Below are 25,518 nucleotides of genomic sequence, written 5' to 3'. Positions count from 1 at the left end.
CTGACCGTGGCCCCCGTGTTGCGGTACGCCTTGCCGACATGCAATCCCGGGAGTGGACGATGAAGGGATCCCTCAAGCGCATCGGGGCGCTCTTCTATGCCCGCACCCTCGAGTTCGTACGCGATCGCGCGGCCCTGGTGTGGAACCTGCTTTTCCCGCTCCTGCTGGTCATCGGTTTCTCCCTCATTTTCTCCGGCCCGCCCAAACCGCTGGTACAGATCGGGGTGGTGGGGGAACTGCCCGCAACCTATGCCCCGCTGCGCGCCGTGCCGCTGCTCAAGATCATCCCCTATGACGAGGCGTCGAGAGGTCAGCTCAAGGTCCGTCACCATCAGCTGGATCTGCTGCTCTCACCCGCCGGGGGGCGTTACTGGATAAACCCGGACGCTCCTCAGGGGGCCATGGCCGAGTATCTGCTGCGCCAGGCGGTCCAGGTGCCCTTGCAAAGAGAGACCCTGAGCGGGCGCGCCATCCGCTACGGCGACTGGCTGCTGCCCGGGGTGATCGGCATGAACCTGATGTTCTCCGGCCTGTTCGGGGTCGGGTTCGTCATCGTGCGTTATCGCAAGAACGGGGTGCTGAAACGGCTGCGAGCCACGCCGCTCGGCGCGCTGGAGTTTCTCTTCGCCCAGTTGCTGTCACGGGTGCTGATCACCCTGGTGGTGAGCCTGCTGGTCTTCTGCGCGGCCTACTGGCTGCTGGATGTGCCCCTCATCGGTTCGGGGTGGCTGCTGCTGGTGATCGCCCTGGCGGGAGGAACGGCCATGGCCTCCCTTGGCCTGCTCATCGCCGCTCGCCTGCAGAACGAGGAGCTGGCGAGCGGTTTGCTCAATCTCATCAGCTTGCCCATGATGTTTTTATCCGGTGTCTGGCTCTCGCTGGAAGGCGCGCCCGCCTGGCTGCAGCAGCTTGCGGCCAGGCTGCCCCTCAGCCAGATCATCGAAGCAGCCCGCGCCGTGATGCTGGAAGGGGCGGGATGGCAGGAGGTGGCAGGCCCTCTGGGTCAGGTCATGGTGTTCGCCCTGGTGTGCATCTCGCTGGGCGCCATGCTGTTCAAATGGAGTGCAAAATGAAACCTGTTCTGTGGTTGTTGCTGGTGGCGGCCTTGCCTGTGCAGGCAGGTACCCTGCGTTGCAAGAACGCTTTGCTGACCGAGGGAGACACCACGGCAGAGCTGCTGGTTCGCTGCGGCCAGCCTATGCTCAAGGAAGATCTCACCCGCTTCGAGGAGAACGGCTTCGGGGCGAGAGTGACGGTCAAGTATGCCGAGCGCTGGACCTACAACTTCGGCAAGCGGGAATTCATGCAGTTTGTCACCGTCGAAAACGGCGTCATCACCGACATTGCGGATGGTCCACGGGGAGGATGACCTCCTGGTTTTCTGAAGCCCAGCCTGCGGGAGATGAGGTCGCCATTTCCCCGCCTTTTAGCTCCTGTTTATTTGCTTTTCCCTGCCTGTTTTCGCCATTTTTCCATATGGGGTCATGCTGCCTCACTCTGGTGCTTTTGGCATAAAACCGAATCCGATGAGTCAGTTGTCAGCATAAATGGCTGCCCCAATGCGGTGCAGCCGATTTATTTTCGAAAAATAATCCTCATGCCAAGAAGGGTTTTAAGCAGCAGGCTATTTGGCAAATAAGGGTCTACTTTTGATTCTGAGAGTGCATATTCCCCCGTTTAGATATTTTGTTCTGTTGCACCATGGTTGGGCCGGATTGCACTGATTGACAGGTTTTTCTGCGGCTGGATAAGCTGCCAAAAAGCAGGGAAACGATGGCATCTCGCTAGATTTTGATGCCTGTTCGAATCAAACCACAGGGAAGAGTGACATGAAGCAGATACACAAGGCAGGTATGGTGATGGCGCTGTCGCTGATGGCAGCCAATGCGTGGGCGGACGGTACGCTGGATGCCGTCAAGAAGAAGGGATTCGTGCAGTGCGGGGTCGGTGACGGCCTGCCCGGGTTCTCCAACCCGGATGCCAAGGGAACCTGGACCGGGCTCGACGTGGACGTGTGCCGCGCCGTGGCCGCCGCGGTACTGGGGGACGCCAGCAAGGTCAAGTATGTCTCCCTCACCGCCAAGGAGCGCTTTACTGCCCTGCAGTCCGGGGAAGTGGATCTGCTCTCGCGCAACACCACCTGGACCCTGACCCGGGATGGGTCGCTGGGCCTCACGTTCGCCGGGGTGAACTACTACGACGGGCAGGGGTTCCTGGTCAAGCAGTCCCTCGGGGTCAAGAGCGCCAAGGAGCTTGACGGTGCCGCTGTCTGTATCCAGTCCGGTACCACCACCGAGCTCAACCTGGCCGACTATTTCCGCGCCAATGGCGGCATGAAGTACACCCCAGTGGTGTTCGATACCTCGGATCAAACCGTCAAGGGCTTCGAAGCCGGCCGCTGTGACGTGCTGACCTCGGATCAGTCCCAGCTCTATGCCCTCAAGATCAAGCTCACCAAGCCAGAGGAAGCCGTGGTGCTGCCGGAGGTCATCTCCAAAGAGCCGCTGGGCCCAGCCGTGCGTCAGGGTGACGATCAGTGGTTCAAGGTGGTGCGCTGGAGCCTCAACGCCATGCTCAATGCCGAGGAGGCCGGGGTCAACAGTGCCAACGTGGACGAGATGCTCAAGTCCACCAACCCTGACATCCGTCGCCTGCTGGGGCTGGAAGAGCCCAAAGGGACTGTGCTGGGGCTGGATGACAAATGGGCCTACAACATCATCAAACAGGTCGGCAACTACGGTGAATCCTTCGATCGCAACGTCGGTGCCGGCTCCCCCCTCAAGATTGATCGCGGCATCAATGCCCTCTGGAACAAGGGCGGTCTGATGTACGCGCCACCCATCCGCTGAGTCGACAGTCACCGGGGGGCCTGGCCCCCCATGTTATCCCTGGCTTTGTCGGAGTCATCCTCATGGCGTTACATGCATCAAACCATAGGAAAGAACAGGGCCGCTGGTGGTATGACGCCAAGGTGCGGGCGCTGCTCTTCCAGTGCCTGGCCATCGCGGCGGTTATCGGGTTTCTGTTCTACATCGTCAACAATGCCCTGACCAATCTGGCCACCCGTGGTATCACCACAGGCTTTGATTTTCTGGGCAACACGGCCGGTTTCGGCATCTTGCAGAGCCTCATCCCCTACGACGAGACCTATACCTTCGGTCGCACCTTCGTGGTGGGCCTGCTCAACACCCTGCTGGTCTCCGTGCTCGGCATCCTGTTTGCCACCCTGCTCGGGTTCGCACTCGGGGTCGCGCGCCTGTCGCGCAACTGGCTGGTGGCCAAGATAGCGGCCGTCTACATAGAGACGTTTCGCAACATCCCGCTGCTGCTGCAGATCTTCTTCTGGTACTTCTCGGTGCTGCGTACCCTGCCTTCCCCGCGTCAGAGCGTGGATATTGGCGGGCTCGCCTTCCTCAACGTGCGGGGCTTCTATCTGCCCAAGCCCCTGTTCGAAGAGGGATTCGGCTACGTGCTCTGGGCACTGGTGCTCGCGGTGCTGCTGAGCTGGGGGCTGGGCCGCTGGGCTCGCCGCCGTCAGGCCCTGACCGGCAGGATCTTCCCGCTCTGGCGCTGTGTGGCCGCCCTGGTCATTCTGCTCCCGGGGATCACCTTCCTGCTGGCGGGCAGCCCGCTCAGCTGGAGCGTGCCTGCGCTGCAAGGGTTCAACTTCCGGGGCGGGCTGACGGTGCTGCCGGAGCTCGCGGCCCTCTTGCTGGCGCTCACCATCTATACGGCGGCCTTCATCGCCGAGATAGTGCGATCCGGCATCCTGGCCATCAGCAAGGGGCAGACGGAGGCGGCTTCCGCCCTCGGGCTCTCGCCCACCAAGACGCTGCGGCTGGTGATCATTCCCCAGGCCATGCGGGTCATCATTCCTCCCTTGACCAGCCAGTATCTGAACCTCACCAAGAACTCCTCCCTGGCGACCGCCATCGGTTATCCGGATCTGGTCTCGGTGTTCATGGGGACGACTCTCAACCAGACAGGGCAGGCCATCGAGGTCATCGCCATGACCATGGGGGTCTATCTCGTCATCAGTATCACCACCTCGGTGCTGATGAACATCTACAACCGCAGAATGACGCTGGTTGAGCGCTAGGGAGCTGTCATGTTCGTGAATGAATTGCAGGAGGCGCTGCCGCCTCCCAACCACCGCCGGGGGCCGCTCGCCTGGATCAGGCAGAACCTTTTCCCCAACTGGTGGAACGGCCTGCTGACCCTGGTGCTGGCCTATCTGTTGCTGCCACTCATCTGGTCTGCACTGGACTGGGCGCTGTTCTCGGCCACCTGGCAGGGGAGCAGTCGCGAGTCCTGCGTCCAGGGCGGTGCTTGCTGGATCTTCATCGAGAGCCGGCTGGGGCAGTATCTCTATGGCTTCTACCCGGCCGATCAGTACTGGCGCATCAACCTGACCTTCGCCGGTCTGGCGGCGCTGCTGGCCTTGCTCATCTGGCCAAAGACCCCGCGCAAGGGGTGGCTGGCGCTCTTCACTCTGCTGGTGTTCCCTGTCATCGCCTTCTTCCTCATCCATGGGGGAGCGGGGCTGGAGGTGGTGGAAACGAACCGCTGGGGCGGGCTGATGCTCACCCTGGTGCTGGCGGTGGTGGGCATAGTGGTCGCACTGCCGTTCGGCATCCTGCTGGCACTGGGGCGCCGCTCCCACATGCCGGTCATCTCCAGCCTCTGTACCGTCTACATCGAGTTCTGGCGGGCGGTGCCGCTCATTACTGTGCTCTTCATGGCGTCCGTCATGCTGCCACTGTTCATGAGTACCGAGGTGGAGCTCGACAAGCTGCTGCGGGCGCTCATCGGCATCATCCTGTTCCAGGCGGCCTATGTGGCCGAGGTGGTGAGAGGGGGGCTGCAGGCGATCCCCAAGGGGCAATATGAGGCGGGGGATGCCCTCGGGCTCTCCTACTGGAAGGTGATGGGCCTCATCATCATGCCCCAGGCCCTCAAGATCACCATTCCTTCCCTGGTGAACACCTTTATTTCCCTGTTCAAGGACACCAGCCTGGTGCTGATCATCGGGCTGTTCGATCTGCTGGCCATCTCCAAGGTGGCCCTGGCGGATCCGGCCTGGCTGGGGTATTCCACCGAAGCTTATGTCTTTATCGCCATGATCTTCTGGATGTTCTGTTTTGGCATGTCCCGCTACTCCATCTATCTGGAGCGCAAACTCAACACGGGTCACAAGCATTAGGAGTCGTTCTGATATGAAAACGGACGCAGTTGTCGAACTGAAAGAGGTCAACAAGTGGTACGGTGAGTTTCACGTGCTGCGCAACATCAACCTGCAGGTGGGCAGAGGGGAGAAGATCGTCATCTGCGGACCATCGGGGTCGGGCAAGTCCACCATGATCCGCTGCATCAACCGGCTGGAAGAGCACCAGAGCGGAGACATCCTGGTCAAGGGCACGGCCCTGACCTCGGATCTCAAGAACATCGAGACGGTGCGCCGGGAGGTGGGCATGGTGTTCCAGCACTTCAACCTCTTCCCCCATCTGACCGTGCTGGAGAACTGTTGCCTGGCGCCCATCTGGGTCAAGCAGTTGCCGCGCAAGGAGGCCGAGGAGATCGCCATGAACTTCCTGCGCCGGGTGCGGATCCCCGAACAGGCGCTCAAGTATCCGGGGCAGCTCTCCGGTGGCCAGCAGCAGCGGGTCGCCATCGCCCGCAGTCTGTGCATGAATCCCCAGGTCATGCTGTTTGACGAGCCGACGTCTGCGCTGGATCCCGAGATGGTGCGGGAGGTGCTGGATGTGATGGTGGAGCTGGCCCACGAGGGGATGACCATGCTCTGCGTCACCCACGAGATGGGGTTTGCCAAGCAGGTGGCGGACAGGGTGATCTTCATGGACCGGGGGCAAATCATCGAAGAGAACGTGCCGGATCAGTTCTTTGACAACCCCCAGTCCGATCGGACCAAGCTCTTCCTCTCCCAGATCCTGCAGCACTGAGGCAGGGCACAACCTTCAGAAAAACAGCCCGCACGCTCGAATGAGCGGCGGGCAAATGTGTACATGGAAGTCGACGACAGACAGAAAGGAGTATGTCAGCCCGGCAACAGGGTGGTGGTGCGCAGATCGCGCACGGCCAGGTTGATCTGCCGGGCCAGGCTCAGCGCCTGATGACAGCTCAACGGCTTCACATCGATGATCCCCCCTTGAAACTCAAACCGCCCCAGTGCTTCAACCATGAAACTTCCATGATGGAAGCTCTTGATATATCGAGCAATTCGACGGGGAGACCACTGCTTGAACACCTTCATGGCAAGAGACCCTGTTGTTTGGACAGGGCACACTATGCCGACGGACCGTGACACTGATGTGACACTTGATAAAGATTTGTATGAATCTGTCTTGTGATCGACTGGCGTGCAGCCCCGGCGTTGAAAAAGTAGTGAGAGTCCGGGTCCGGGGCCCGATATACTGCGGCCATTGCAGACATGACAAAGGTGCCGCACGTGGAGTGGGTGGACATAGTAGACGAGCAGGACAGGGTGATCGGGGTGGCCGAGCGCACCAGGGTGCGTCAGGAAAACCTGCGCCATCGTGCCAGCTACATCCTGGTGCTGGATGAGGCTGAGCGCATCCTGGTGCAGCGGCGCACCCCGAGCAAGGATTTTTGCCCCGGCATGCTGGATGCCTGCGCCGGTGGCGTGGTGACCACGGGGGAGGCCATGGCCCTTTCCGCCCGGCGTGAGCTGGCCGAGGAGCTGGGGATCCAGGGCGTGCCCCTGCAGGATTACGGCACCTTCTATGCCGAAGGGGAGGCGAGCGGCAGCCGCTACCGGGTCTGGGGCGGCCTGTTCAGTTGTCACTATCAGGGGCCGCTGCAACTGCAGGCCGAAGAGGTGAGCGAGGTGCACTGGATGAGCCTGGGCGAGATAGCCGATCGGGCGGGCGAGTTCACGCCCGACTCCCTGCTCGCCATCGCCACCTGGCAGGCAAGGCGCCTGCCATCAGGCCAGAAATAGGGGCGACAGGCGTTCGCTCCCCAATCGCTTTGTTGCTGCTCGATGGACCCCTTCGCCTTCTGGTGGAATGGGGTAGACTGGGCCTCTTTGAACCACAGAAGGATGCGTCATCATGATCACGGTCGGTCAATCCCTGCCCGCAGGGGAATTTACCTTTATCACCGCCGAGGGCAAGCAGGTGAAGGATACCCGGGCCCTGTTTGCCGACAAGCGGGTGGTACTCTTTGCGGTGCCCGGCGCCTTCACCCCCACCTGCTCCAACGCCCACCTGCCGGGCTACGTGGTGCTGGCCGATCAGTTCAGGGCCAAGGGGGTGGAACTGTGCTGTCTGTCGGTCAACGACGCCTTCGTGATGAAGGCGTGGCAGGAGGCACAGAACGCCGCTGACATCACCATGCTGGCGGACGGCGACGGCAGCTGGACCCGGGCACTGGGTCTTGCCAAGGAGACCGGGGCCTTCGGCGGCGTGCGGGCCCAGCGTTTTGCCCTCATCGCCAACGATGGTGTGGTGGAGCGGCTCTTCGTAGAGGCGCCGGGCAAGTTCGAGGTGTCGGATGCCCAGAGCCTGCTGGCGGCGCTGTGAAAGATTAATCGGTGTTTGATTACACCTTGAAATAGCAAGCGGCCCCGTTACACTGAGGCCGCGTTTGGATGGAGCCAGGCAACTTGCCTGGCTCTCGTGTTTGCCGTGGATGAGATAGAACAATATGACCCTGGCTTTTGTTGCCCTGATTGCCGGACTGGCGTTGCTGGTCTGGAGTGCCGACAAGTTCGTGGACGGCGCCGCCGCCACCGCCCGTTACGCCGGTATGCCGCCGCTGCTGATCGGCATGGTGATCATCGGTTTTGGTACCTCGGCCCCCGAGATGGTGGTCTCCGCGCTGGCGGCCTCCCAGGGCAATCCTGGGCTCGCGCTCGGCAATGCCTATGGCTCCAACATCACCAATATTGCCCTGATCCTGGGTCTGACCGCCCTGATCAGCCCCATCGCCGTCGCCTCCCAGGTGGTGCGCAAGGAGATCCCCATCCTGCTCGGCATCACCCTGCTCTCCGGCGCCCTGCTCATCGACGGCAATCTGGGCCGGATGGATGCCGCCATTCTGGGGGCCGTGTTCGCAGTGCTGATGGGCTGGTCCATCTGGGCCGGCATGAACGGCAAGGGGGATGCGCTGGATACGGATACCGAGGAGGACATCGTCTCCGAGGGTATGTCTCTCAAGAGCGCCATCCTCTGGCTCATCGTCGGCCTGGTGCTGCTGATCGGGGCTTCCCGTCTGCTGGTGTGGGGGGCGGTGACCATCGCCCAGGGCTTTGGCATCAGCGATCTGGTGATTGGCCTGACCATAGTCGCGGTGGGGACCTCCCTGCCGGAGCTGGCATCGTCCCTCATCGCCATCCGCAAGAACGAGCACGATCTGGCCCTTGGCAACGTGCTGGGTTCCAACCTGTTCAACACCCTGGCCGTGGTGGGCATCGCCGCTGGCATCCACCCGCTCGAGGTGGCGCCCGAAGTGCTTTCCCGCGACTGGAGCATCATGATGGGGCTGACCCTGTTGCTGCTGGTGATGTGTCTGGGCCGCAAGGGGCAGGGGCGCATCAACCGGCTGGAGGGGGGCGTGCTGCTCGCCTGCTTCGTCGCCTACACCGGCTGGCTGCTGACGAGCCAGTTCATCTAGTCTGGTGATGAAATGAAAGAGGGGGCGCCGCGGCGTCCCCTCTTTTTTGTGCGCGGGGCCTGGTCTCAGGCCACGGCAACCAGCTTCTGCTTCTGGGCGCTGTCCAGGATCAGGATGCTCGCCTTGGGGAAGAAGTTGAAGGTGGACGCGGAGGCCCAGGTGTAGGCCCCCATCACCCGACCCACCACCAGCTCGCCGATCTCGAGATCCGGCAGCATGATGCTGTCGCGGATGACGTCCACGCTGTCGCAGGTGGGGCCGGAGAGCACCGCATTGTGCAGTTCGCCGTGGGCATAGGGCGTGCTCACCGGGTAGGTGACGTGGTCGTAGAGCTGGCCGTTGTAGCTGCCGTAGAGACCGTCATCCAGGTAGTACCAGATCTTGTCGCCGCGGTGGGCCTTGCCCATCACGCTGGAGACCGAGGTCATGGCCGGCGCGCTGATGAAGCGGCCCGGCTCGGCAATCTTCTGCACCGTGGCGGGCAGCTTGGCCAGGGCCTCGCGGATCGGGGCGCAGAAACCGTCGATGTCGAACTCGCCGCCGTCATAGTCCACCGGGAAGCCGCCGCCGATATCCAGCACCCAGGGCTTGAGCCCGAGCTCCCAGGCCTGCTCCATGATCTCGCGGCAGGCGTCGATGGCCTGCACGTGGCGACGGGCGTGGGGCACCTGGGAGCCGACGTGGAACGACAGCCCCATCACCTTGATCCCCTTGGCCTGGGCCAGTTGCAGCAACGGCAGTGCCTGCTCCGGGGTGCAGCCGAACTTCTTGGAAAGATCGACCTTGGTCTCGGGGTTCGGGAAGCTGACCCGCAGCAGCAGTTTCACTTCATCCTTGTAGGGCAGGAACTTTTCCAGCTCCAGCGGGTTGTCATAGACAAACACGGTGCAGCCGAATTCCAGGGCATAACGGATGTCGCTGTCACGCTTGATGGGATGGGTATGGATGCAGCGTCCCGGGCGAACCCCTTGGCTGCGCACCAGATCCACTTCGCCATTGGTGGCCAGATCGAAACAGGCCCCCTCTTCCTTCAAGACAGAGACCACCGCCTCGTGGGGCAGGGGCTTGAGTGCATAATGCAAGCGCACATCGGGCAGGGCGGCCGCCAGGGCCCGATACTGTTTGCGGACGGCTGCCTTGTCGAGCAGCAGCAGGGGGGAGCCGAATTGTTCAACCAACTGACGGTAATCTTGTGCGACCAGGGTCTCGTTCATTCTCTTTTGATAGTCCTTAGGGGGCGTGATATGCCCAAGCCATATGCGATTGAACCGGCGACGGCCGGCTCAGGCGAGCGGTCCGGAGGGACCCACCAGGCACATTGCATAACTCCCTTGCAAAGTGCTTAGTTATGCGCGGGATTATCGGCTTATTGAGTTTGTGTGCAAGCATTTTGATTGGATATGTCGGCAAGTTTTTCTGGTCGAGACGAAACAGGCTCTTGATACGGGGAGCGATCAGGGCCGTGATGGGGAGCACCTCTGAAGGGAGCTTGATAAGCTGTTGATAGTTAACGAACTAATAACATCAGGCCCGGGGGTTGCGGCCAGGTAAAAAGGGGGCGCCGGGGCCAGGGAGTGCGAGACAGCTCACATTTTTTGGATTACCATGCCCGCTTCCTGATCCAAACTAGTTCGGATGAAGGTAGCAGGAGAGCGATGGACAACCATCCACCGAAGAAGTGAATCTTTCAGGTACCGGGCAACCGGTGTGGACTGCTACTGGACGATACTCTGGAGAGACCCGTTGAATCGGGCGCCGAAGGAGCAAGGCACCGTGATTGCATCGCAATCTGGCGCCGGAAACTCTCAGGCAAAAGGACAGAGGGGATGGGATGGTTGTACCTGGGCTTGGCCCGCATCCGATCGCCTCTGGCCGATCGCGACACCTATGGGAAGATCATCCTTCTCCTCCTTAATCGTTGTTTTTTAAGGAGGATGCATGTCATCAATTCAATCGGCGCTCGCCGCCATCGATAGCTTTATCTGGGGTCCCCCCCTGCTGATCCTGCTGGTCGGGACCGGTATCTATCTCACCTGGCGATTGGGTCTGCTTCAGATCGTGCGTTTGCCGCTGGCCCTCAAGCTGGTCTTTGGCCGCGATCAGGGGCAGGGCAAGCAGGGGGATGTCTCCAGCTTTGGTGCCCTGTGCACCGCCCTCTCCGCCACCATCGGCACCGGCAACATCGTCGGGGTCGCCACCGCCATCAAGCTCGGCGGCCCGGGCGCCCTGTTCTGGATGTGGATGGCCGCCCTGTTCGGCATGGCCACCAAGTACGCCGAGTGCCTGCTGGCGGTGAAATATCGCCAGCAGGACGCCAACGGCCAGATGGCAGGTGGCCCCATGTACTATCTGGAGAAGGGGCTCGGCTCCAGGCCGCTCGCCAAGCTGTTTGCCCTGTTCGGCATCGGCGTCGCCTTCTTCGGCATCGGTACCTTCCCCCAGGTCAACGCCATCAGTGATGCCATGAGCCTCTCCTTCTCGGTACCCCGTGAAGTGACCGCCGTGGTGCTGACCCTGATCGTGGCGTTGGTGACCCTGGGGGGTATCCAGTCCATCTCCAGTGTGTCGAGCAAGGTGGTGCCCTTCATGGCCATCTTCTACATCGTCGCCTGTGCCGGGGTGCTGGTGAACAATGCAGGCGCCCTGCCCGATGCGGTCATGCTGGTGATCGGGAGCGCCTTCACCGGCCATGCGGCCACCGGCGGCTTCGTCGGCGCCGGCATTATGCTGGCGATCCAGTCCGGGGTGGCGCGCGGGGTCTTCTCCAACGAGTCGGGCCTGGGCTCGGCCCCCATCGCGGCGGCGGCGGCCAAGACCGATTCCTGCGTGGAGCAGGGGCTGGTCTCCATGACCGGCACCTTCATCGACACCATCATCATCTGCACCATGACCGGCCTGACGCTGGTGGTGACCGGGGTGTGGAGCGGCGATGCGAGCGGTGCGGCCATGACCAGTCTGGCCTTTGCCCAGGGGCTGGATGCCCATGTGGGCCAGTATCTGGTGAGCATCGGCCTCCTGTTCTTCGCCTTTACCACCATCCTTGGCTGGAACTACTACGGCGAGCGCTGCACCGAGTACCTGTTCGGGGTGAAGGCGATCAAACCCTACCGCCTCATCTATCTGGTGCTGGTGGCGAGCGGTGCCTTCCTCCATCTGGACCTGATCTGGCTCTTGGCCGACATCGTCAACGGCCTGATGGCGGTGCCCAACCTCATCGGCCTCATCGGCCTGCGCCACGTGGTGATTGCCGAGACCCGCGCCTACTTCAGCCGCGACCGAGATACGGAGTCCGAGCCCGAGCCGCAGACGGCCTGATGAGAAGCGGGCCTGCGGGAAGTCCTGTCACCGGGCTCCTGTCCATGGTGTCAACCGGGATCCGGGCTGGGATGGCAAAACCCGGGGCTTGATCCCGGCTCCTCTGACAATATCTGTGCGAAATACGCAAAAGCCACGACGCTCATCGTGGCTTTTTTGCATTTTACGCAATGAATGGCGGCGCTTGTTGCCCCCAGGGGGTCAGGGGGAGGGAATATCTCCGGTGAGCCGCTGCGCCAGCGCCCTGCTCACCCGGCTCACCAGGGCCGCCTCATCCCCCTGCCAGCCAATGGCGTGGGCCAGGGTGGTGGAGGTGCCCGGAGCAAAGCGCAGCTCGCCCCCGGCCAGTTCGTAGAAGCGGCTCGCCATCCGGGTGCCCTCGTCCACATCCCCCGCCACCAGCAGCATGGCCTGAGCCAGCACGGCGCCGTCGTGATCCCGGCCCGGCGCCAGCCAGCGCTGGGCGGTGCCGGTCACCTTGCGCCCTCCGATCACCAGGTTGTACTGGCCGTCGCAAAACGAGCCGGGCACGAAGTCGTAGCTGCCCGCAAGACCGTGTTCCTCCAGCAGGGCGAGCAGGGGCGCCCCCAGCAGCCGGTAGTAGTGGGCCAGATCCGTGGTGGTGCGGGGCAGCATGAGGGAGAGGTTGAGGATGCCGGCGCCGTGGGGCACGGCGGTGCCGCCGCTGTCGCGCACGAACACCGGCCAGCCCTCGGCGGCAAGCTGCTCGCAGGCGGCCTGGTAGCGGGGCAAACGGGTGTCCTTGCGGGTGACGATGAGGCATTGGGGGCCCTGCCAGAGGAGGGCCCTGGGCTCGCCGTCACCGGCGCACTCCCGCAGCCAGCGCTGCTCCTCGGCCAGGATCTGGTCGGGTGTCTGGTGGGCGGGCGGCGGGGGCTGCAGGGTATAAGGCATGAAAGGCATCCTTTGGCAGAGGCTGCCAAGCACAGTACGCGCGGGGGCAAACAAGGTAAAGCCCCGCATGGCGGGGCTTTGGTGCAAGGATGGCGGAGTGTCAGGCCTGTGCGGCGGCGCGCCTGGGCAGCAGCAGATTGAGCAGGATGGCGGTGAGGCCGCCGGTGGCGACGCCGTAGGAGAGCACGCTCCTGGCCAGCTCCGGCAGGTGTTGCAGCACCTCGGGCACCTGGGCCACTCCGAGACCCATGGCGAGCGACACCGCCAGGATCATCAGGGCGCGGCGGTCCAGCTCCTCCCGGGAGATGATGCGCACCCCGGCGGCGGCGATGGTGCCGAACATGACGATGGTGGCGCCGCCGAGCACGGGTTCAGGTATTTGTTGCACCAGGCTCGCCACCGCCGGGAACAGGCCGAGCAGGGCCAGCATGGCGGCGATGAAGAGGCCGACATGGCGGCTGGCCACCCCGGTCAGCTGGATGACGCCGTTGTTCTGGGCGAAGGTGGACATGGGGAAGGTGGAGAAGACCGCCGCCAGCATGGAGTTGGCGCCATCGGCCAGCACGCCCCCCTTGATCCGCGCCATGTACACCGGCCCTTCCAGCGGCTCGCCGGAGATGTCGGAGGTGGCGGTCATGTCGCCGATGGCTTCCAGCGCCGTCACCACGAAGATGATGGCGAGCGGCACGAACAGCTGCCAGTCAAAGCCGAGCCCGTAGTGGAGCGGAACAGGCACCATCAGCAGCGGGCCGTCGAAGGTGGGGACTGCCACCTTGCCCAGCAGCAGCGCCACCGCATAGCCCGCCAGCATGGCGATCATGATGGCGGAGAGGCGCAGCCAGGGGTTGCGACTGCGCTGCATCAGCACGATGAGGCCGAGCACCAGTAGGGAGAGAAAGAGGTTGGTGTGGCTGGCGAAGCTGCCGTCCGCCAGGGCGCCGTAGCCGCCCCCCATGCTGATGAGCCCTACCTTGATGAGGGTCAAGCCGATGAGCAATACCACGATGCCGGTCACCAGCGGGGTGATGATCCGTTTGACCAGGTGCAGGAAACGGCTCATGACGACGATGGTGAGGGCCGCTGCCAGCATGGTGCCGAACAGGGTGCCCAGCAGATCGTCGGTGGGCATGGCCGCCTGCTTGAGGGCGAGGCCGGAGGCGATGATGGGACCGAGGAAGTTGAAGCTGGTGCCCTGTACCGAGAGCAGGCCGGAACCGAGGGGGCCGAAACGGCGGGTCTGGATGAAGGAGGCGATGCCGGACATGACCAGGGACATGGAGACGATGTAGCGGGTGTCATCGGCGGGGAGGCCGAGGGCGTTGGCGATGATGAGGGGCGGGGTGATGATGGCGACAAACATGGCGAGCATATGCTGCAGGGCGGCGAACAGGGTCTGGGGCAGGGGGGGTACATCCTCGATGCCGTAGACCAGTTCGCTGTGGGCTCGCCTGGGGGGATGGGCCTCTCGGATGGCGCTTGGGGCGGCAGCCTGTTCCATAAATACCTCGAATGTGTGGGGGGATGGGAGAAAATTGGGCGCTATTTTAGTGATTGGTATCGCGCTTTCCAGCGCTAATTGAGCGCAAACTCGTTTATTTCTCGATGGGTTGAAACGTTTTCCTGTGGCGATTAAGATCCGCCGGTTTGTGTGAGACCGATCCCTCACAAAGGGGAGGGAGGCTGATGCATCAGGATGGGGACGGTGTAGAATGAGCCCTCGGTTCGAAGATGGAGACTCTGGATGCTGAAGCTGTCGGAGTTCTGGAGTGCCCGCGCCCACTCCGAAGATTTTACCCTGACCCGGATGGGCTTCATGACGGTGCGGCTGCGGCTGCTCACCTGTCTGCTGATGGCGGGGCTCCCGAGCTGGGCCCTGGTGGACTGGCTGACCCTGCCAGCCATCCAGTTCGAGGCGCTGTTCCAGGTCAGGATCTTCTGCCTGCTGGCCCTCTCGCCCCTCATCCCCCTCTCCTATCTCATCCACTTCAAGCGCGAGCGCATGAAGCTGGCGCTGGGCTACCTGATGGCGGTGATGATGCTCTTCTCCCTCATCTGCCTGCACAGCTTCGGCGCGGATCAGGAGATGCAGGCGGGCTACATGGCCTTCCCCTATCTGCTCATCAGCCTGTTCGCCATCTTCCCCATTCCCCTCTCCCTCAGCCTGCAACTGGCGGGGGGCATTCTGGCCACCATGCTGGCGGGCAACTGGTTGCTGGTGGGCCAGCCTCTTTGGAGCGTGCAGACCCTCAATCAGGTCTGGCTGCTGGGGCTCTTTGCCATCGCCAGCGCCTGGGTGCAGTGCGGCCAGCTCAACATGCTGCTGCAACTCTATCGGGAATCCACCACGGACGAGCTGACCGGCATGATGAACCGCCGCCTGCTGATGAAGCAGCTCGAGAAGGCGAGGGCCGCCATGATCCGCAAACAGGCTCCCTTCGCGGTGCTGCTGCTGGATCTGGACCGCTTCAAGCGCATCAACGACACCTTCGGCCATCTGGCGGGGGATGCGGTGCTCAAGGAGGTGGCGGCCACCCTGTCGGAACAACTGGAGCCCGGCATGGTGCTCGGGCGTTACGGCGGGGAGGAGTTTGCCATCCTGTTGCCCGGTTGCACGGATCTGGCACAGGCCAAGCGGGTGGCGGAGCGGCTGCGGGTCGCGGTGGAGGCGAGGTTGGTGAAAAGCCCCACCTCCGACGAGCTGCTGGAGGTGACGGTGAGCATCGGTCTGACCCTGGCCCAGCGTGGCGAGGGGGTGGAGGAGCTGCTCAACCGGGCGGACGAGTGCCTCTACATGGCCAAGATGGCGGGTCGCAACTGCGTGGTGGCCGAGGCAGGGAAACCCGCGGACGATGCAGGGCGCACAAAAACGGATGCCGCCTGAGGGCGGCATCCGGTGATGACGGGGCTGGCGTCAGGCCAGGGTGTATTTGCCGGAGAGCTGCTGGGCCAGCAGCTTGAACATGTTGAACACCGCCATGGTCTTGCCGGTCGGGGTGCCGTCCTCTGCCAGGAAGAACTCCCCCTTGAACACCAGAATGTCCCCCTTCTGCTCCACCGAGTCGGCGCGCATGCCGTGGATGAAGTCCTCGTGTTCACGAATGATCTTGTTGGCCATCTCCAGCAGGGCAGTCTCGGTGATCCGCTCTTTTTGTGGTTGCATGCTCGTCTCCTTAAACGACTACTGGGCAGGGGCACAAGGGTCGGCATGGCCGGCGCACCCCGCCTCTGATTGAAGAGGGGGCCAGCATACTGCAAAGCGGGATTTTCTGTCATTGATATGACCCCGCATTTTCCCGCTTTGCGCTCTTCCCTTATCCCAGCACCAGATTGCGCAGCCAGCGCCGCTGGCGAATGCGGCGCTGCACCAGCAGCACCTTGGAGAGCTCCTCCAGCAGGACCACGGCCACCACCCAGGAGAGGGGCCAGCCCAGCAGGCTGACCGCCACCCAGGCCAGCGGCAGGCCGATGCACCACATGCCGACGATGTCGATGAAGATGCTGTAGTTGACGTCCCCCCCCGAGCGCAGCACCCCGACGATCCCCACCATGTTGAACACCTTGAGCAGCATGCCCAGACACAGGATGGCGAGCACCTGGCCGGCCTCAGTCATCAGCTCGCCCGGCAGGTTGCCGACCCATTGCAGCAGGCTGCCCTGCATCAGCCAGACGGCGGTCCCCACCAGCAGGGCGCCGACGGGGGCCAGCAGCAGGAAGAGCTGGGAGTGTTGCCAGGCCTCGTCATACTCCTCTGCCCCGAGCCGGTGACCGAGCAGGGTGGAGCAGGCCACCGCCAGCCCGAAGAAGAGGGAGATGAGGATGCTCTCCAGCGTGCCGAGGGTGGTCATGATGGCCAGGGCGTCGGTGCCGAGGTGCGCGTAGAGGAAGCCGTAGAGTAGCATGCCGAAGGCCCAGAGCCCGTCGTGCAGCAACAGCGGCAGGGCGATCAGGGTGAAGCGCACCACCTCCTTGCGCCTGAAGGCGGCGAGCCAGTCTTGCTTACGCGGGATGAGGCGGGGCTCGGCACGCCACACATAGGCAAGCAGCAGCGCGGTCTGCAGCAGGCGCGACAGGGTGGTGCCCCAGGCGGAGCCGGCTACTCCCATGGCCTCGGCGCCGAAATGGCCGAAGATGAGGGCATAGTTGAGGATGACGTTGGCGATGATGGCGATGATGCCGATGCGGGTCGGCGCCGCGGCATTGCCCACCGAGCGCAGGGCCGACTCCAGGGGCACCACCACGGCGGTGCAGAGGATGGTGGCGCCGGTGATCATCAGGAACTCGTCGGCCAGCTCGCGCAGCGCGGGCTCCTGGCTGGCAAACCCGAGCACGCTGCCCGGTGAGAACACATAGACGAGGGCAAAGGGCAGGCTCACCGCCAGGGCGCCCACCAGGGCCAGGGCCAGGGAGCGGCGCACCCCGGCCATCTCGCCACGGCCGAAATATTGTGCCGCCAACACCGAGACCCCGCCCGAGAGCCCCGCTATCACCAGCAGATTGAAGAAGAAGACCCGGTTGCCCAAGCCGACCGCCGCCACAGCCGTGGTGCCGAGCTGGCTCACCATCATGATGTCGATGAGGCCGAGCAGGGAGAACATCATGGATTGCAGCGAAACCGGCAGGGCCAGTCGCCACAGTCGCGTCATGAACTCGCGATCGGTGGTTTGTTTTAAAATCGCTTGCCAATAATTCATTTATGTTAACCGGGTTGGTAAAAATCAGGGTTTGTCGTGGGTATGATAGGGGTGATATCGGGAGGCTTCACTGTGAGCCCCTCTCGGCTTTCTTGTGCAAAACTATCCTGTTGAGGTGCTATGCCATTTATCAGCGAGAGTCTGGAAATTGCCCCGGCCTGCGAAGAGCGGATGCTGGGACGCGAAGGGCTGCCCCTGCTTGGGGAGGCGGGCGTCTTCCTGACCGGCCTCTCGACGATACGGGAGCACTACCTTATCCGCCGCAACCGACCGGAGTTTCACATCCTGATGGTGAGCCATGACGAGGGGGGCGCCCTGCTCACCGATGGCGGGGAGCAGCCCATCCCGGCGGGAGCCCTGGTCTTTCTCCCGGCCGCCGTGCCGGGGGGCCTCAGGCTGGTGGGGGAAGCCTGGCATACCAGCTGGATCCTGCTGGACGACGTGCCGCGCTGGCAGCATCTGCACCGGCTTGGCCATCGCATCTGGCAGGGGGAGGAGGGGGAGCAGCTCTACCATCTGCTCAGCCTGATGCAGGGGGAGGGAATACGTTCGCCGCTCCAGCCCCAGCTGCTGAGCCTGCTGCTGGCGCTCTTGGAGCGGACCCTGCAGGGGGAGGTGCGCGGCACGCCGGAGTTGCGGCTACAGGCGCTGTTTCGGCGGGTGGAGGCGCGTCTGGACGAGCCCTGGAGCGTGGCCCTGCTGGCCGACCAGATGGCCTGCTCGGTGCCCCATCTGCACCGGCTCTGCCAGCAGGTGTTCGGCATGGGCCCCATGGCCTGGCTCACCGGACTTCGCATGAACAAGGCGCGCCAGTTGCTGCTCTACACCAACTGGCCGCTGGCCGAGCTGGCGGCCCGGGTCGGATACAGTGACGGCGCCAACTTTGCCAACCGTTTTCGGCGTCTGACGGGTCAGACTCCGGGGGCCTTTCGTCGACTGGGTCGCAAACCTTTCGCAAGGGAGGTGCAAACCCTTTGAAATTGTTGGCTCAAGCCCATAGGATCGACGGGCCACACAGTCAAGGTACAGATCCATGTTTGAAGATAATAATCAGAAACGTCCCCTCTACATTCCCTACGCAGGTCCAGCCCTGCTGGAGACGCCGCTGCTCAACAAGGGCAGCGCCTTCACCAGCGAAGAACGCAGCAGCTTCAACCTGGAAGGTCTGCTGCCCCAGAACATCGAAACCATCGAAGAGCAGGCAGAGCGTGCCTATCGCCAGTTCATGGCGTTTGGCAACGACATGGACAAGCACATCTATTTGCGCAATATCCAGGATACCAACGAAACGCTCTTCTACCGCCTGCTGAACAATCACCTCACCGAAATGCTGCCGGTCATCTACACCCCGACGGTCGGCAAGGCGTGCGAGGAGTTCTCCAACATCTATCGTCGTGCCCGCGGCCTCTTCATCTCCTATCCGGACAAGGACAGGATCGATGACATGCTGCAAAACGCCACCAAGCAGAACGTCAAGGTGATCGTGGTCACCGATGGCGAACGCATCCTGGGCCTCGGGGATCAGGGCATCGGCGGCATGGGCATTCCCATCGGCAAGCTCTCCCTCTACACCGCCTGTGGCGGCATCTCCCCGGCCTACTGCCTGCCGGTGGTGCTGGACGTGGGCACCAACAACCAGCAGTTGCTGAACGACCCCTTCTACATGGGGTGGCGCCATCCGCGCATCTGTGGCGAAGAGTACGACGAGTTCGTCGATGCCTTCATCCAGGCGGTCAAGCGCCGCTGGCCGGACATCCTGCTGCAGTTCGAGGATTTCGCCCAGGGCAATGCCACCCCACTGCTCAACCGCTACAAGGATGAGCTGTGCTGCTTCAACGATGACATTCAGGGGACCGCCGCGGTGACCCTGGGCAGCCTCATCGCCGCCTGCAAGGCCTCCGGTGCCAAGCTCTCCGAGAAGCGGGTCGCCTTCCTCGGGGCGGGCAGTGCCGGGTGCGGCATCGCCGAGCAGATCGTGGCGCAGATGAAGGCCGAAGGGCTGACCGACGCCGAGGCGCGGGGCCGGGTCTTCATGGTGGACCGATTCGGTCTCATCACAGACAAGATCCCCAACCAGCTCGACTTCCAGCGCAAGCTCTCCCAGCCGGTCGAGCGGATCAAGGAGTGGCCGGTGGGGGACAACATCTCCCTGCTGGAGGTGATGGAGCACGGTCGCCCGGACATCCTGATCGGGGTCTCCGGCCAGCCCGGCCTCTTCACCGAAGAGGTGGTCAAGACCATGCACAAGCACTGTGCCCGTCCCATCATCTTCCCGCTCTCCAACCCCACTTCCCGGGTGGAAGCCACACCGGCGGATCTCATTCGCTGGACCGACGGCCAGGTGCTGGTCGCCACCGGCAGCCCGTTCGCACCGGTGGAGTACAAGGGCAAGCGCTACGTCATCGCCCAGTGCAACAACTCCTTCATCTTCCCGGGGATCGGCCTTGGGGTGATCGCCTCCGGTGCCAACCGGGTGACCGATGCCATGCTGATGTCGGCCAGCCGTGCCCTGGCGGATTGTTCACCCCTGGTGAAGGGGGAAGAGGGCTCCTTGCTGCCGGATCTGGCGGACATCCATCAGGTCTCCCGCTACATCGCCAAGATGGTGGCCAAGACCGCCATGTTGCAGGGCAAGGCGGTGCAGACCCCCGATGATGTGATCGATCAGGCCATCGAGGCGAACTTCTGGCGCCCCGAGTACCGCCGCTATCGTCGTACTTCCTTCTGATCCCAAGGGGACAGACATGCAGAAGGGATGCCTCGGCATCCCTTTTTTGTGCACGGCGGTTAAGGAAGAGGAGGTTATTGTGCCGGTTGCTCGGCGGGGGCGGGCTCGGCGGGATTGCTGACACCGGTGACCCGGATTTCGACCCGGCGATCCGGGGCCAGGCAGTCGATGAGGGCAGCCCTGGCCTTGATGGCATCACACTGGGTGCCGGTGACCGGGTTGCTCTCGCCGTTGCCCTGAATGCTCACCTTGTCTGCGGGCAGCCCCTTGCCAATCAGGAAGTTGGCGACCGTGCTTGCACGGGCCTCCGACAGTGCCTGGTTGTTGGCATCCGAGCCGATGCGGTCGGTGTAGCCCATCACCACGGCGTTGCCATCCTTGGGTTTGACGTCGACGATCTGCTGGTAGAGGGTGTCGAGTGCCTGCATCCCCTCCGGTTTGAGCTCCGCCTTGCCAAAGGCAAACAGCACATCCGAACTCAGGTTGAAGGTCTGATCCACCGGCTCGGGAGCCGGGGGCGGCGGTGCCACGACCAGAGGCGCGGCCACCGGCACCGCGGCGACGGTGCGATTGGGGTGAAGCACCAGCTCGATGGTGGCGGTACTGATGTCGCTGACCCAGCGTTTGGTACCGCTGCCCACCTTGTCGTTGTCAGGATCGTCCCCGACTCGCACCATGTAGCGGTAGCGGGTCTGGATGTCTACCCAGTCGCTCAGTCTGGCGGTCAGGCCCAGACCCGCCAGGGGAGCCAGGTTGTCATCTCCCCCGTTGACGGAGTCGACGTGATAGAGATAACCGCCCCCTTCGGCAAAGACAGAGAAGATGTCCCCCAGCGGCAAACGGCCAATGACCGACAGGGTGGCCCCCTTGCTGTTGAAGTCCTGGCCGGCGATATCCCAGTCACCGGTGGAGAGGTAACCGAGTTCGGTCCCCAGGTTCTCGTTGTAGTTGTAGCCGACAAAGGCGTTGATGGCGGTCGCGTCCTTGCCGACACCCTGGCTGAAATCATCGATGTCATGGGCAAAGGCCCAGCCACCCCCAGCCCCCACATACCAGTCGTGAACAGGTGCCGCCTGGGCGGCACTCGTCGCCAATGCCAATGCAATCCACACAGGTTTCAGTCTTATGTTCATCGCGTATCCTCGTCGATGTTGGGTGTTATAGGGCTCCCAGCCCTTTGCTATGTATAGCCAACATTATGTATAGGCGATGTGAGCGCATTAACCATTTAAGTGACGCATCTGTATGGAAAATCGGTGAGACAGGCAGGTGGGCTGCCCGCGCTGGCGGTGCCGTCCGGGCATTAAAAAAGGGGCCGGAATGGCCCCTTTTTGCAACAGGTGGTTGTCCCCTTATTGCTGCACTTCCTGTACGCCGGTGACGCGCACTTCGACGCGGCGATCCGGTGCCAGGCAGGCGATCAGCTGAGCCTTGGCCTTGATGCCGTCACACTGGGTACCGGTGACCGGGTTGGCTTCACCACGACCTTCGATGGATACCTTGCCAGCCGGCAGACCCTTGCCAACCAGGAAGTCGGCCACGGTGCGGGCACGGGCTTCAGACAGCTTCAGGTTGTAGGCATCGGAGCCGATGCGGTCGGTGTAACCCACCACCACGGCGCTGCCATCTTTCGGCTGGACGTCGACGATCTGCTGATACAGGGTGTTGAGCGCAGCAGCCCCTTCCGGCTTCAGGGTGGATTTGCCGAAGGCAAACAGCACATCCGAGCTCAGGGAGAAGTTCTTGTCGACCATGACGGGCTCGGGAACCGGCTCGGGAGCCGGTGCCGGGGCCGGTGCCACATAGGTGGTGCGGTTCGGGTGCATCACCAGTTCCAGGGTGGCGACGCTCATGTCGGTTTTCCAGGTTTTCTGATCGTCACCCAGATCCCACATGTAGCGGTAGCGGGCCTGCAGGTCGATAAGGTCGGAGAGCTTGGCAGTCAGACCCAGTCCCGCCAGCGGCGAGGTGCCGTTGTCGCTCTGGCCGTTGCCGTTGACGTGGTTGAAGTAGGCCCCCCCTTCGGCGAAGACGGAGAAGATGTCATTCATGGGCAGGCGTGCGATACCGGACAGGGTGGCACCCTGGGTCTTGAAGTCGACGCCATCGACGCCAGCCTTGCCGGCATAGAGATAGCCGAGCTCGGCGGCAAAGTTCTCGGTGAAGTTGTAACCGCCGAACAGGGAGAGCGCGGTGGCGTCCTTGTCAGCATCCTGGCCGAAGGTATCCAGGTCGTGGCCATAGGCCCAACCTGCACCCATACCCGTGTACCAGTCGTCGGCCGCCTGAGCGGTGGTGGTTCCCATGGCTGCAATGGCCAGAGCAATCAGGGTTGGTGCCATTTTCATTTTCATCGTTTTATCCTCGTTGAGTTGCCGTGCTATGGGCGTACTGCGCACTCTTTGTTATACCGGTCGCAGATGACACTTCATGTGCGACACCGTGAGCGGATCACGGACGGCTTGAATAAAAAATGGATGGAAACCTGGATTCTCATGAAGCTGTTTCTCCATGGACAACTAACCGGGCACTGAGCACTTTTAATAGTTCATCCAATGTCTTACAAGCGTTGCTACTGTATTCTTTTGAATCAGCGTGATCAAGTTTCTGCACAGATATGCAGCGCCGACACCGGTGTCGCGGGGCCGCAATACGGGGGCAAAGGGGAGAAAAGGTGAGACAGAGAGTGTCGCTGGGGGGAGGAGAGAGACAGCAAAAGGGGATGCCGTTGCATCCCCTTTTTTACGTTACCTGAGCGAAGTCAGATTACTTTTGAACTTCTTGTACGCCGGATACGCGAACTTCTACGCGACGGTCCGGAGCCAGGCAGGAGATCAGCTGAGCCTTGGCCTTGACGCCGTCACACTTGGTGCCGGTGACCGGGTTGGCTTCGCCGCGACCTTCGATGGCAACCTTGCTGGCAGCCATACCCTTGCTGACCAGGAAGTTGGCAACGGTGCGGGCACGAGCTTCAGACAGCTTCTGGTTGTAAGCGTCGGAACCGATACGGTCGGTGTAACCAACAACAACGGCGTTGCCGTCTTTCGGCTGGAACTCAACAATTTGCTGGTACAGAGCGTTCAGGGCTTGCACACCTTCGGCCTTCAGGCTGTCTTTGCCAAAGGCGAACAGCACGTCGGAGTTCAGGGCGAAGTTCTTCTCAACGATTTGCGGAGCCGGGGCCGGTGCTTCTTCAACAACCGGGGCCGGAGCAGGCGCTACGTAGGAAGTACGGAACGGGTGGTAAACGGCTTCCAGGGTCGCAACGCTCTGGTTGGACTTGTAGCGTACGTTGTCGGCGTGCAGGTCAGCCACGTCCCACATGTAGCGGTAGCGAGCTTGCAGATCCAGCGCGTCGTTGACCTTGTAGGTCACACCGGCACCGGCCAGCGGGGATACTTTGGTATCGCTGGTGCCCAGACCGTCGGTGTGGCCCCAGTAGGCGCCAGCTTCACCGAACAGGGAGAAATCGTTGCCCAGCGGCAGACGAGCGATACCGGACAGGGTGGCACCCTGGCTCTCGTAACGGTTGCCGTCGGTGTTGCCACGGCCGGTGTACTGGTAGCCCAGCTCGGAACCGAAGTATTCGTTGAAGTTGTAACCAACGAAGGCATTGGCAGCAGCCGCATCTTCTTCGCCAACGTTCACGCCTTCGATCTTGTTCAGACCGTTGAAGTGAGTTGCACCAACACCGGCGCCGAAGTAGATGTCGTCAGCGGCGTGAGCTGCAGTTGCACCCATGGTGGCCATAGCGATGGCGATCAGGGAAGGAGCCATTTTCATCATAAAATAATCCTCGTTGAGATGGCACGTTGTTCACGTGCTTCGCACTTTGTAATTTATGTAAGCTGCTGGCTCTGTCGACCAACGACGTTGGTGCGAACAGGGATCCTAGATCCATCCAGGAGGCACGTATCTGGGTGCACAAGTGCGCGGGTTGCACTGTCGACAATGCATACTCCGCCACGAACAGCCGACGTCATTCCGATGACGTGGCGCACTTTATGCCCATTTCAAAACATGATCAAGCTCACAGATAAGGGATGGGGCAAATTGTGTCGTAGGGATAACTGGCTGTTTCTTGGGATTTATTAGTGATCCAAGTAGGCGCGATGCAGTTTCTTCTCAAGCTTCATATAAGCCTCAGCCCAAGCGTGCCGCGGGGTGGCGTCACCCGCCCTGACCGAGAGGACAGCAAGATAGTCCGCCTCAGTTGCTTCGCACAGCAAGGGTGTGAAACTGAGCAAGAAGTGACGGGCGAGGTAGGGATCGAGAGGCCAGATGTTGAGGATGGCCCGCGCCACGGGCTGGACGGCGGTGGAGCAGATGAAGTGCCGATGACCTGCTTCCAGCCATTGGGCCATCTCGGCGAGGCTTTCTTCCGGCACGATGCCGCCATCGCCTTTCTCCCTGGCCAGCGTCATCGTGTGACCATTGCCCAGTGCCAGGGTGCCGTTTTCTGCCACGACGCCGTCGTGGCTGCGCAGGGGAAGCGTCGCCTGGCCTTCAAGATAGAGGCTGCAGCTGTCCGGGAGGGCCGCCAGCACGGTGGTGGCGTCTCCCTGCATGGCCATGGGCAGCCAGAACGCTTCGGCCCGGGTCTGCAGACCCTGGGCGAGCTGACGGGGGAGGGAGTCCGGGTCGGAATGAAGACGGGAAATGATGCCGGGAAATGCCATGTTTATGACTCTCTTGGAAATAACCGACGAATTATACGAGGGATGGCCGGGCAACAAGAAAGGTTTCTTTTCGAGACTGTTTACCTGAGGCGACGCAGCGATTACCATCCCCGAGGTTTGTGAAGGGTTGTCGTCGAAAGACGCTGATTATAGATAGAGGCTCGACCATAACGAGTCCGTTCAAAACTGATACACTTGACTACGAGTCGTCGCGAAAAATAAAGGTGGAGTCAATCCGCCGAACGGAGTATGGAACACATGAATTCAAATATCGTAACTGTTGGCAAGAAGATCCGTCAGATCCGCGAAGCGGTAGGCCTGAGCCGTCCCAAGTTTGCCGATCTGCTGGGCGTCCCCCCAACCACCCTGAAGAACTATGAACTGGGTTACCGTGAAGTCGGAGGCGCCTTCCTGGTTGCCCTGGCCCACCACCCCGATCTGCACAAGTTCACCCTCTGGCTGCTGGCTGACAAGAAAGTCGCCGAAATCGGCCAGATCGGTCCGGACGATATTGCCAAGGCTTGATTCAGTTCAA

Annotated in this window: 24 protein-coding genes and 1 riboswitch; of the genes, 14 read left to right on the top strand and 10 right to left on the bottom strand. The window is 62.1% G+C overall.

Going from position 1 to position 25,518, the window contains the following annotated elements:
* Positions 1-59 precede the first annotated feature (59 nt).
* The 6 genes from AB5Y93_RS18315 (at position 60) to AB5Y93_RS18290 (ending at position 5,960) form a co-directional block, all read left to right on the top strand.
* Positions 60-1,073 (top strand): ABC transporter permease, encoded by a 1,014-nt coding sequence (locus AB5Y93_RS18315; protein WP_368230020.1) that lies wholly within the window; start codon positions 60-62, stop codon positions 1,071-1,073.
* The gene (locus AB5Y93_RS18310; RefSeq protein WP_029313965.1) at positions 1,058-1,369 is read left to right on the top strand and encodes a DUF2845 domain-containing protein; all 312 of its coding nucleotides are present in this window, start codon (positions 1,058-1,060) and stop codon (positions 1,367-1,369) included. Before AB5Y93_RS18315 ends, AB5Y93_RS18310 begins: the two co-directional genes overlap by 16 nt.
* A gap of 460 nt (positions 1,370-1,829) precedes the next feature.
* The gene (locus tag AB5Y93_RS18305; protein ID WP_368230018.1) at positions 1,830-2,849 is read left to right on the top strand and encodes an amino acid ABC transporter substrate-binding protein; all 1,020 of its coding nucleotides are present in this window, start codon (positions 1,830-1,832) and stop codon (positions 2,847-2,849) included.
* 62 nt (positions 2,850-2,911) lie between these two features.
* Positions 2,912-4,099: an amino acid ABC transporter permease gene (locus AB5Y93_RS18300; protein ID WP_233462977.1), complete on the top strand. Its 1,188-nt coding sequence runs from the start codon at positions 2,912-2,914 to the stop codon at positions 4,097-4,099.
* A gap of 9 nt (positions 4,100-4,108) precedes the next feature.
* Positions 4,109-5,203: an amino acid ABC transporter permease gene (locus AB5Y93_RS18295; RefSeq protein ID WP_041214718.1), complete on the top strand. Its 1,095-nt coding sequence runs from the start codon at positions 4,109-4,111 to the stop codon at positions 5,201-5,203.
* Positions 5,204-5,216: 13 nt separating this feature from the next.
* Positions 5,217-5,960, top strand: a complete 744-nt coding sequence (locus AB5Y93_RS18290; protein ID WP_010673485.1) for an amino acid ABC transporter ATP-binding protein — start codon at positions 5,217-5,219, stop codon at positions 5,958-5,960.
* Positions 5,961-6,055: 95 nt separating this feature from the next.
* Here AB5Y93_RS18290 and AB5Y93_RS18285 read toward each other — a convergent pair whose 3' ends face one another.
* Entirely contained in the window at positions 6,056-6,271 is a 216-nt protein-coding gene (locus tag AB5Y93_RS18285; protein WP_010673486.1) for a DUF1107 family protein, read from the bottom strand.
* Positions 6,272-6,448: 177 nt separating this feature from the next.
* Between AB5Y93_RS18285 and yfcD the strand changes: the two genes are divergently transcribed.
* The 3 genes from yfcD (at position 6,449) to AB5Y93_RS18270 (ending at position 8,655) form a co-directional block, all read left to right on the top strand.
* Positions 6,449-6,979, top strand: a complete 531-nt coding sequence (yfcD, locus tag AB5Y93_RS18280; protein WP_368230016.1) for an NUDIX hydrolase YfcD — start codon at positions 6,449-6,451, stop codon at positions 6,977-6,979.
* A 112-nt stretch (positions 6,980-7,091) separates the two neighbouring features.
* Entirely contained in the window at positions 7,092-7,562 is a 471-nt protein-coding gene (locus tag AB5Y93_RS18275) for a peroxiredoxin (RefSeq protein WP_041213349.1), read from the top strand.
* 124 nt (positions 7,563-7,686) lie between these two features.
* Complete coding sequence (locus tag AB5Y93_RS18270; RefSeq protein ID WP_010673489.1) at positions 7,687-8,655, top strand: calcium/sodium antiporter; 969 nt, start codon at positions 7,687-7,689, stop codon at positions 8,653-8,655.
* A 65-nt stretch (positions 8,656-8,720) separates the two neighbouring features.
* Here AB5Y93_RS18270 and AB5Y93_RS18265 read toward each other — a convergent pair whose 3' ends face one another.
* The gene (locus AB5Y93_RS18265; RefSeq protein WP_010673490.1) at positions 8,721-9,869 is read right to left on the bottom strand and encodes a type III PLP-dependent enzyme; all 1,149 of its coding nucleotides are present in this window, start codon (positions 9,867-9,869) and stop codon (positions 8,721-8,723) included.
* A gap of 506 nt (positions 9,870-10,375) precedes the next feature.
* Positions 10,376-10,486, top strand: a riboswitch (glycine riboswitch).
* Between the two features lie 107 nt (positions 10,487-10,593).
* Between AB5Y93_RS18265 and AB5Y93_RS18260 the strand changes: the two genes are divergently transcribed.
* The gene (locus AB5Y93_RS18260; protein ID WP_045523510.1) at positions 10,594-11,970 is read left to right on the top strand and encodes a sodium:alanine symporter family protein; all 1,377 of its coding nucleotides are present in this window, start codon (positions 10,594-10,596) and stop codon (positions 11,968-11,970) included.
* A 201-nt stretch (positions 11,971-12,171) separates the two neighbouring features.
* Here the strand turns inward: AB5Y93_RS18260 and AB5Y93_RS18255 are convergent, their stop codons facing one another.
* Entirely contained in the window at positions 12,172-12,885 is a 714-nt protein-coding gene (locus AB5Y93_RS18255) for a protein ligase (protein ID WP_368230014.1), read from the bottom strand.
* A 100-nt stretch (positions 12,886-12,985) separates the two neighbouring features.
* The gene (locus tag AB5Y93_RS18250; RefSeq protein ID WP_128272630.1) at positions 12,986-14,383 is read right to left on the bottom strand and encodes a nucleobase:cation symporter-2 family protein; all 1,398 of its coding nucleotides are present in this window, start codon (positions 14,381-14,383) and stop codon (positions 12,986-12,988) included.
* A gap of 243 nt (positions 14,384-14,626) precedes the next feature.
* Here AB5Y93_RS18250 and AB5Y93_RS18245 point away from each other — a divergent pair, with 243 nt between their 5' ends.
* On the top strand, positions 14,627-15,766 hold the full coding sequence (locus AB5Y93_RS18245) for a diguanylate cyclase (protein WP_368230012.1): 1,140 nt from the start codon (positions 14,627-14,629) through the stop codon (positions 15,764-15,766).
* A 30-nt stretch (positions 15,767-15,796) separates the two neighbouring features.
* Here the strand turns inward: AB5Y93_RS18245 and AB5Y93_RS18240 are convergent, their stop codons facing one another.
* A complete protein-coding gene (locus AB5Y93_RS18240; RefSeq protein WP_010673495.1) occupies positions 15,797-16,045 on the bottom strand; it encodes a YciN family protein in 249 nt (82 codons plus the stop codon).
* Positions 16,046-16,196: 151 nt separating this feature from the next.
* Positions 16,197-17,576: an MATE family efflux transporter gene (locus AB5Y93_RS18235; protein WP_029313969.1), complete on the bottom strand. Its 1,380-nt coding sequence runs from the start codon at positions 17,574-17,576 to the stop codon at positions 16,197-16,199.
* A 120-nt stretch (positions 17,577-17,696) separates the two neighbouring features.
* Here AB5Y93_RS18235 and AB5Y93_RS18230 point away from each other — a divergent pair, with 120 nt between their 5' ends.
* Positions 17,697-18,554, top strand: a complete 858-nt coding sequence (locus tag AB5Y93_RS18230; RefSeq protein ID WP_253585339.1) for an AraC family transcriptional regulator — start codon at positions 17,697-17,699, stop codon at positions 18,552-18,554.
* 55 nt (positions 18,555-18,609) lie between these two features.
* Entirely contained in the window at positions 18,610-20,304 is a 1,695-nt protein-coding gene (locus AB5Y93_RS18225) for an NAD-dependent malic enzyme (RefSeq protein ID WP_214005300.1), read from the top strand.
* 74 nt (positions 20,305-20,378) lie between these two features.
* Here the strand turns inward: AB5Y93_RS18225 and AB5Y93_RS18220 are convergent, their stop codons facing one another.
* The 4 genes from AB5Y93_RS18220 to AB5Y93_RS18205 all read right to left on the bottom strand — a co-directional run bounded on the left by AB5Y93_RS18220 (position 20,379) and on the right by AB5Y93_RS18205 (position 24,983).
* Positions 20,379-21,437, bottom strand: a complete 1,059-nt coding sequence (locus tag AB5Y93_RS18220; protein ID WP_368230009.1) for an OmpA family protein — start codon at positions 21,435-21,437, stop codon at positions 20,379-20,381.
* Positions 21,438-21,656: 219 nt separating this feature from the next.
* A complete protein-coding gene (gene ompA, locus AB5Y93_RS18215; protein ID WP_039039303.1) occupies positions 21,657-22,658 on the bottom strand; it encodes a porin OmpA in 1,002 nt (333 codons plus the stop codon).
* 412 nt (positions 22,659-23,070) lie between these two features.
* On the bottom strand, positions 23,071-24,090 hold the full coding sequence (gene ompA / locus AB5Y93_RS18210) for a porin OmpA (RefSeq protein ID WP_010673501.1): 1,020 nt from the start codon (positions 24,088-24,090) through the stop codon (positions 23,071-23,073).
* A gap of 305 nt (positions 24,091-24,395) precedes the next feature.
* Entirely contained in the window at positions 24,396-24,983 is a 588-nt protein-coding gene (locus tag AB5Y93_RS18205) for a hypothetical protein (protein WP_103244459.1), read from the bottom strand.
* Positions 24,984-25,241: 258 nt separating this feature from the next.
* Here AB5Y93_RS18205 and AB5Y93_RS18200 point away from each other — a divergent pair, with 258 nt between their 5' ends.
* On the top strand, positions 25,242-25,508 hold the full coding sequence (locus AB5Y93_RS18200) for a DNA-binding transcriptional regulator (RefSeq protein WP_010673503.1): 267 nt from the start codon (positions 25,242-25,244) through the stop codon (positions 25,506-25,508).
* Positions 25,509-25,518: the final 10 nt, after the last annotated feature.

The sequence above is a fragment of the Aeromonas sp. R10-1 genome (assembly GCF_040908465.1).
GTDB classification, from domain to species: Bacteria; Pseudomonadota; Gammaproteobacteria; order Enterobacterales; family Aeromonadaceae; genus Aeromonas; species Aeromonas caviae.
This window is presented reverse-complemented; position numbering and strand designations above follow the sequence as displayed.

Bases quoted from the DNA above. Each gene is read 5' to 3' on its own strand.
- AB5Y93_RS18315 (WP_368230020.1), top strand. From the start codon at position 60: ATGAAGGGATCCCTCAAGCGCATCGGGGCGCTCTTCTATGCCCGCACC.
- AB5Y93_RS18310 (WP_029313965.1), top strand. From the start codon at position 1,058: ATGGAGTGCAAAATGAAACCTGTTCTGTGGTTGTTGCTGGTGGCGGCC.
- AB5Y93_RS18305 (WP_368230018.1), top strand. From the start codon at position 1,830: ATGAAGCAGATACACAAGGCAGGTATGGTGATGGCGCTGTCGCTGATG.
- AB5Y93_RS18300 (WP_233462977.1), top strand. From the start codon at position 2,912: ATGGCGTTACATGCATCAAACCATAGGAAAGAACAGGGCCGCTGGTGG.
- AB5Y93_RS18295 (WP_041214718.1), top strand. From the start codon at position 4,109: ATGTTCGTGAATGAATTGCAGGAGGCGCTGCCGCCTCCCAACCACCGC.
- AB5Y93_RS18290 (WP_010673485.1), top strand. From the start codon at position 5,217: ATGAAAACGGACGCAGTTGTCGAACTGAAAGAGGTCAACAAGTGGTAC.
- AB5Y93_RS18285 (WP_010673486.1), bottom strand. From the start codon at position 6,271: ATGAAGGTGTTCAAGCAGTGGTCTCCCCGTCGAATTGCTCGATATATC.
- yfcD (WP_368230016.1), top strand. From the start codon at position 6,449: ATGACAAAGGTGCCGCACGTGGAGTGGGTGGACATAGTAGACGAGCAG.
- AB5Y93_RS18275 (WP_041213349.1), top strand. From the start codon at position 7,092: ATGATCACGGTCGGTCAATCCCTGCCCGCAGGGGAATTTACCTTTATC.
- AB5Y93_RS18270 (WP_010673489.1), top strand. From the start codon at position 7,687: ATGACCCTGGCTTTTGTTGCCCTGATTGCCGGACTGGCGTTGCTGGTC.
- AB5Y93_RS18265 (WP_010673490.1), bottom strand. From the start codon at position 9,869: ATGAACGAGACCCTGGTCGCACAAGATTACCGTCAGTTGGTTGAACAA.
- AB5Y93_RS18260 (WP_045523510.1), top strand. From the start codon at position 10,594: ATGTCATCAATTCAATCGGCGCTCGCCGCCATCGATAGCTTTATCTGG.
- AB5Y93_RS18255 (WP_368230014.1), bottom strand. From the start codon at position 12,885: ATGCCTTATACCCTGCAGCCCCCGCCGCCCGCCCACCAGACACCCGAC.
- AB5Y93_RS18250 (WP_128272630.1), bottom strand. From the start codon at position 14,383: ATGGAACAGGCTGCCGCCCCAAGCGCCATCCGAGAGGCCCATCCCCCC.
- AB5Y93_RS18245 (WP_368230012.1), top strand. From the start codon at position 14,627: ATGCTGAAGCTGTCGGAGTTCTGGAGTGCCCGCGCCCACTCCGAAGAT.
- AB5Y93_RS18240 (WP_010673495.1), bottom strand. From the start codon at position 16,045: ATGCAACCACAAAAAGAGCGGATCACCGAGACTGCCCTGCTGGAGATG.
- AB5Y93_RS18235 (WP_029313969.1), bottom strand. From the start codon at position 17,576: ATGAATTATTGGCAAGCGATTTTAAAACAAACCACCGATCGCGAGTTC.
- AB5Y93_RS18230 (WP_253585339.1), top strand. From the start codon at position 17,697: ATGCCATTTATCAGCGAGAGTCTGGAAATTGCCCCGGCCTGCGAAGAG.
- AB5Y93_RS18225 (WP_214005300.1), top strand. From the start codon at position 18,610: ATGTTTGAAGATAATAATCAGAAACGTCCCCTCTACATTCCCTACGCA.
- AB5Y93_RS18220 (WP_368230009.1), bottom strand. From the start codon at position 21,437: ATGAACATAAGACTGAAACCTGTGTGGATTGCATTGGCATTGGCGACG.
- ompA (WP_039039303.1), bottom strand. From the start codon at position 22,658: ATGAAAATGAAAATGGCACCAACCCTGATTGCTCTGGCCATTGCAGCC.
- ompA (WP_010673501.1), bottom strand. From the start codon at position 24,090: ATGATGAAAATGGCTCCTTCCCTGATCGCCATCGCTATGGCCACCATG.
- AB5Y93_RS18205 (WP_103244459.1), bottom strand. From the start codon at position 24,983: ATGGCATTTCCCGGCATCATTTCCCGTCTTCATTCCGACCCGGACTCC.
- AB5Y93_RS18200 (WP_010673503.1), top strand. From the start codon at position 25,242: ATGAATTCAAATATCGTAACTGTTGGCAAGAAGATCCGTCAGATCCGC.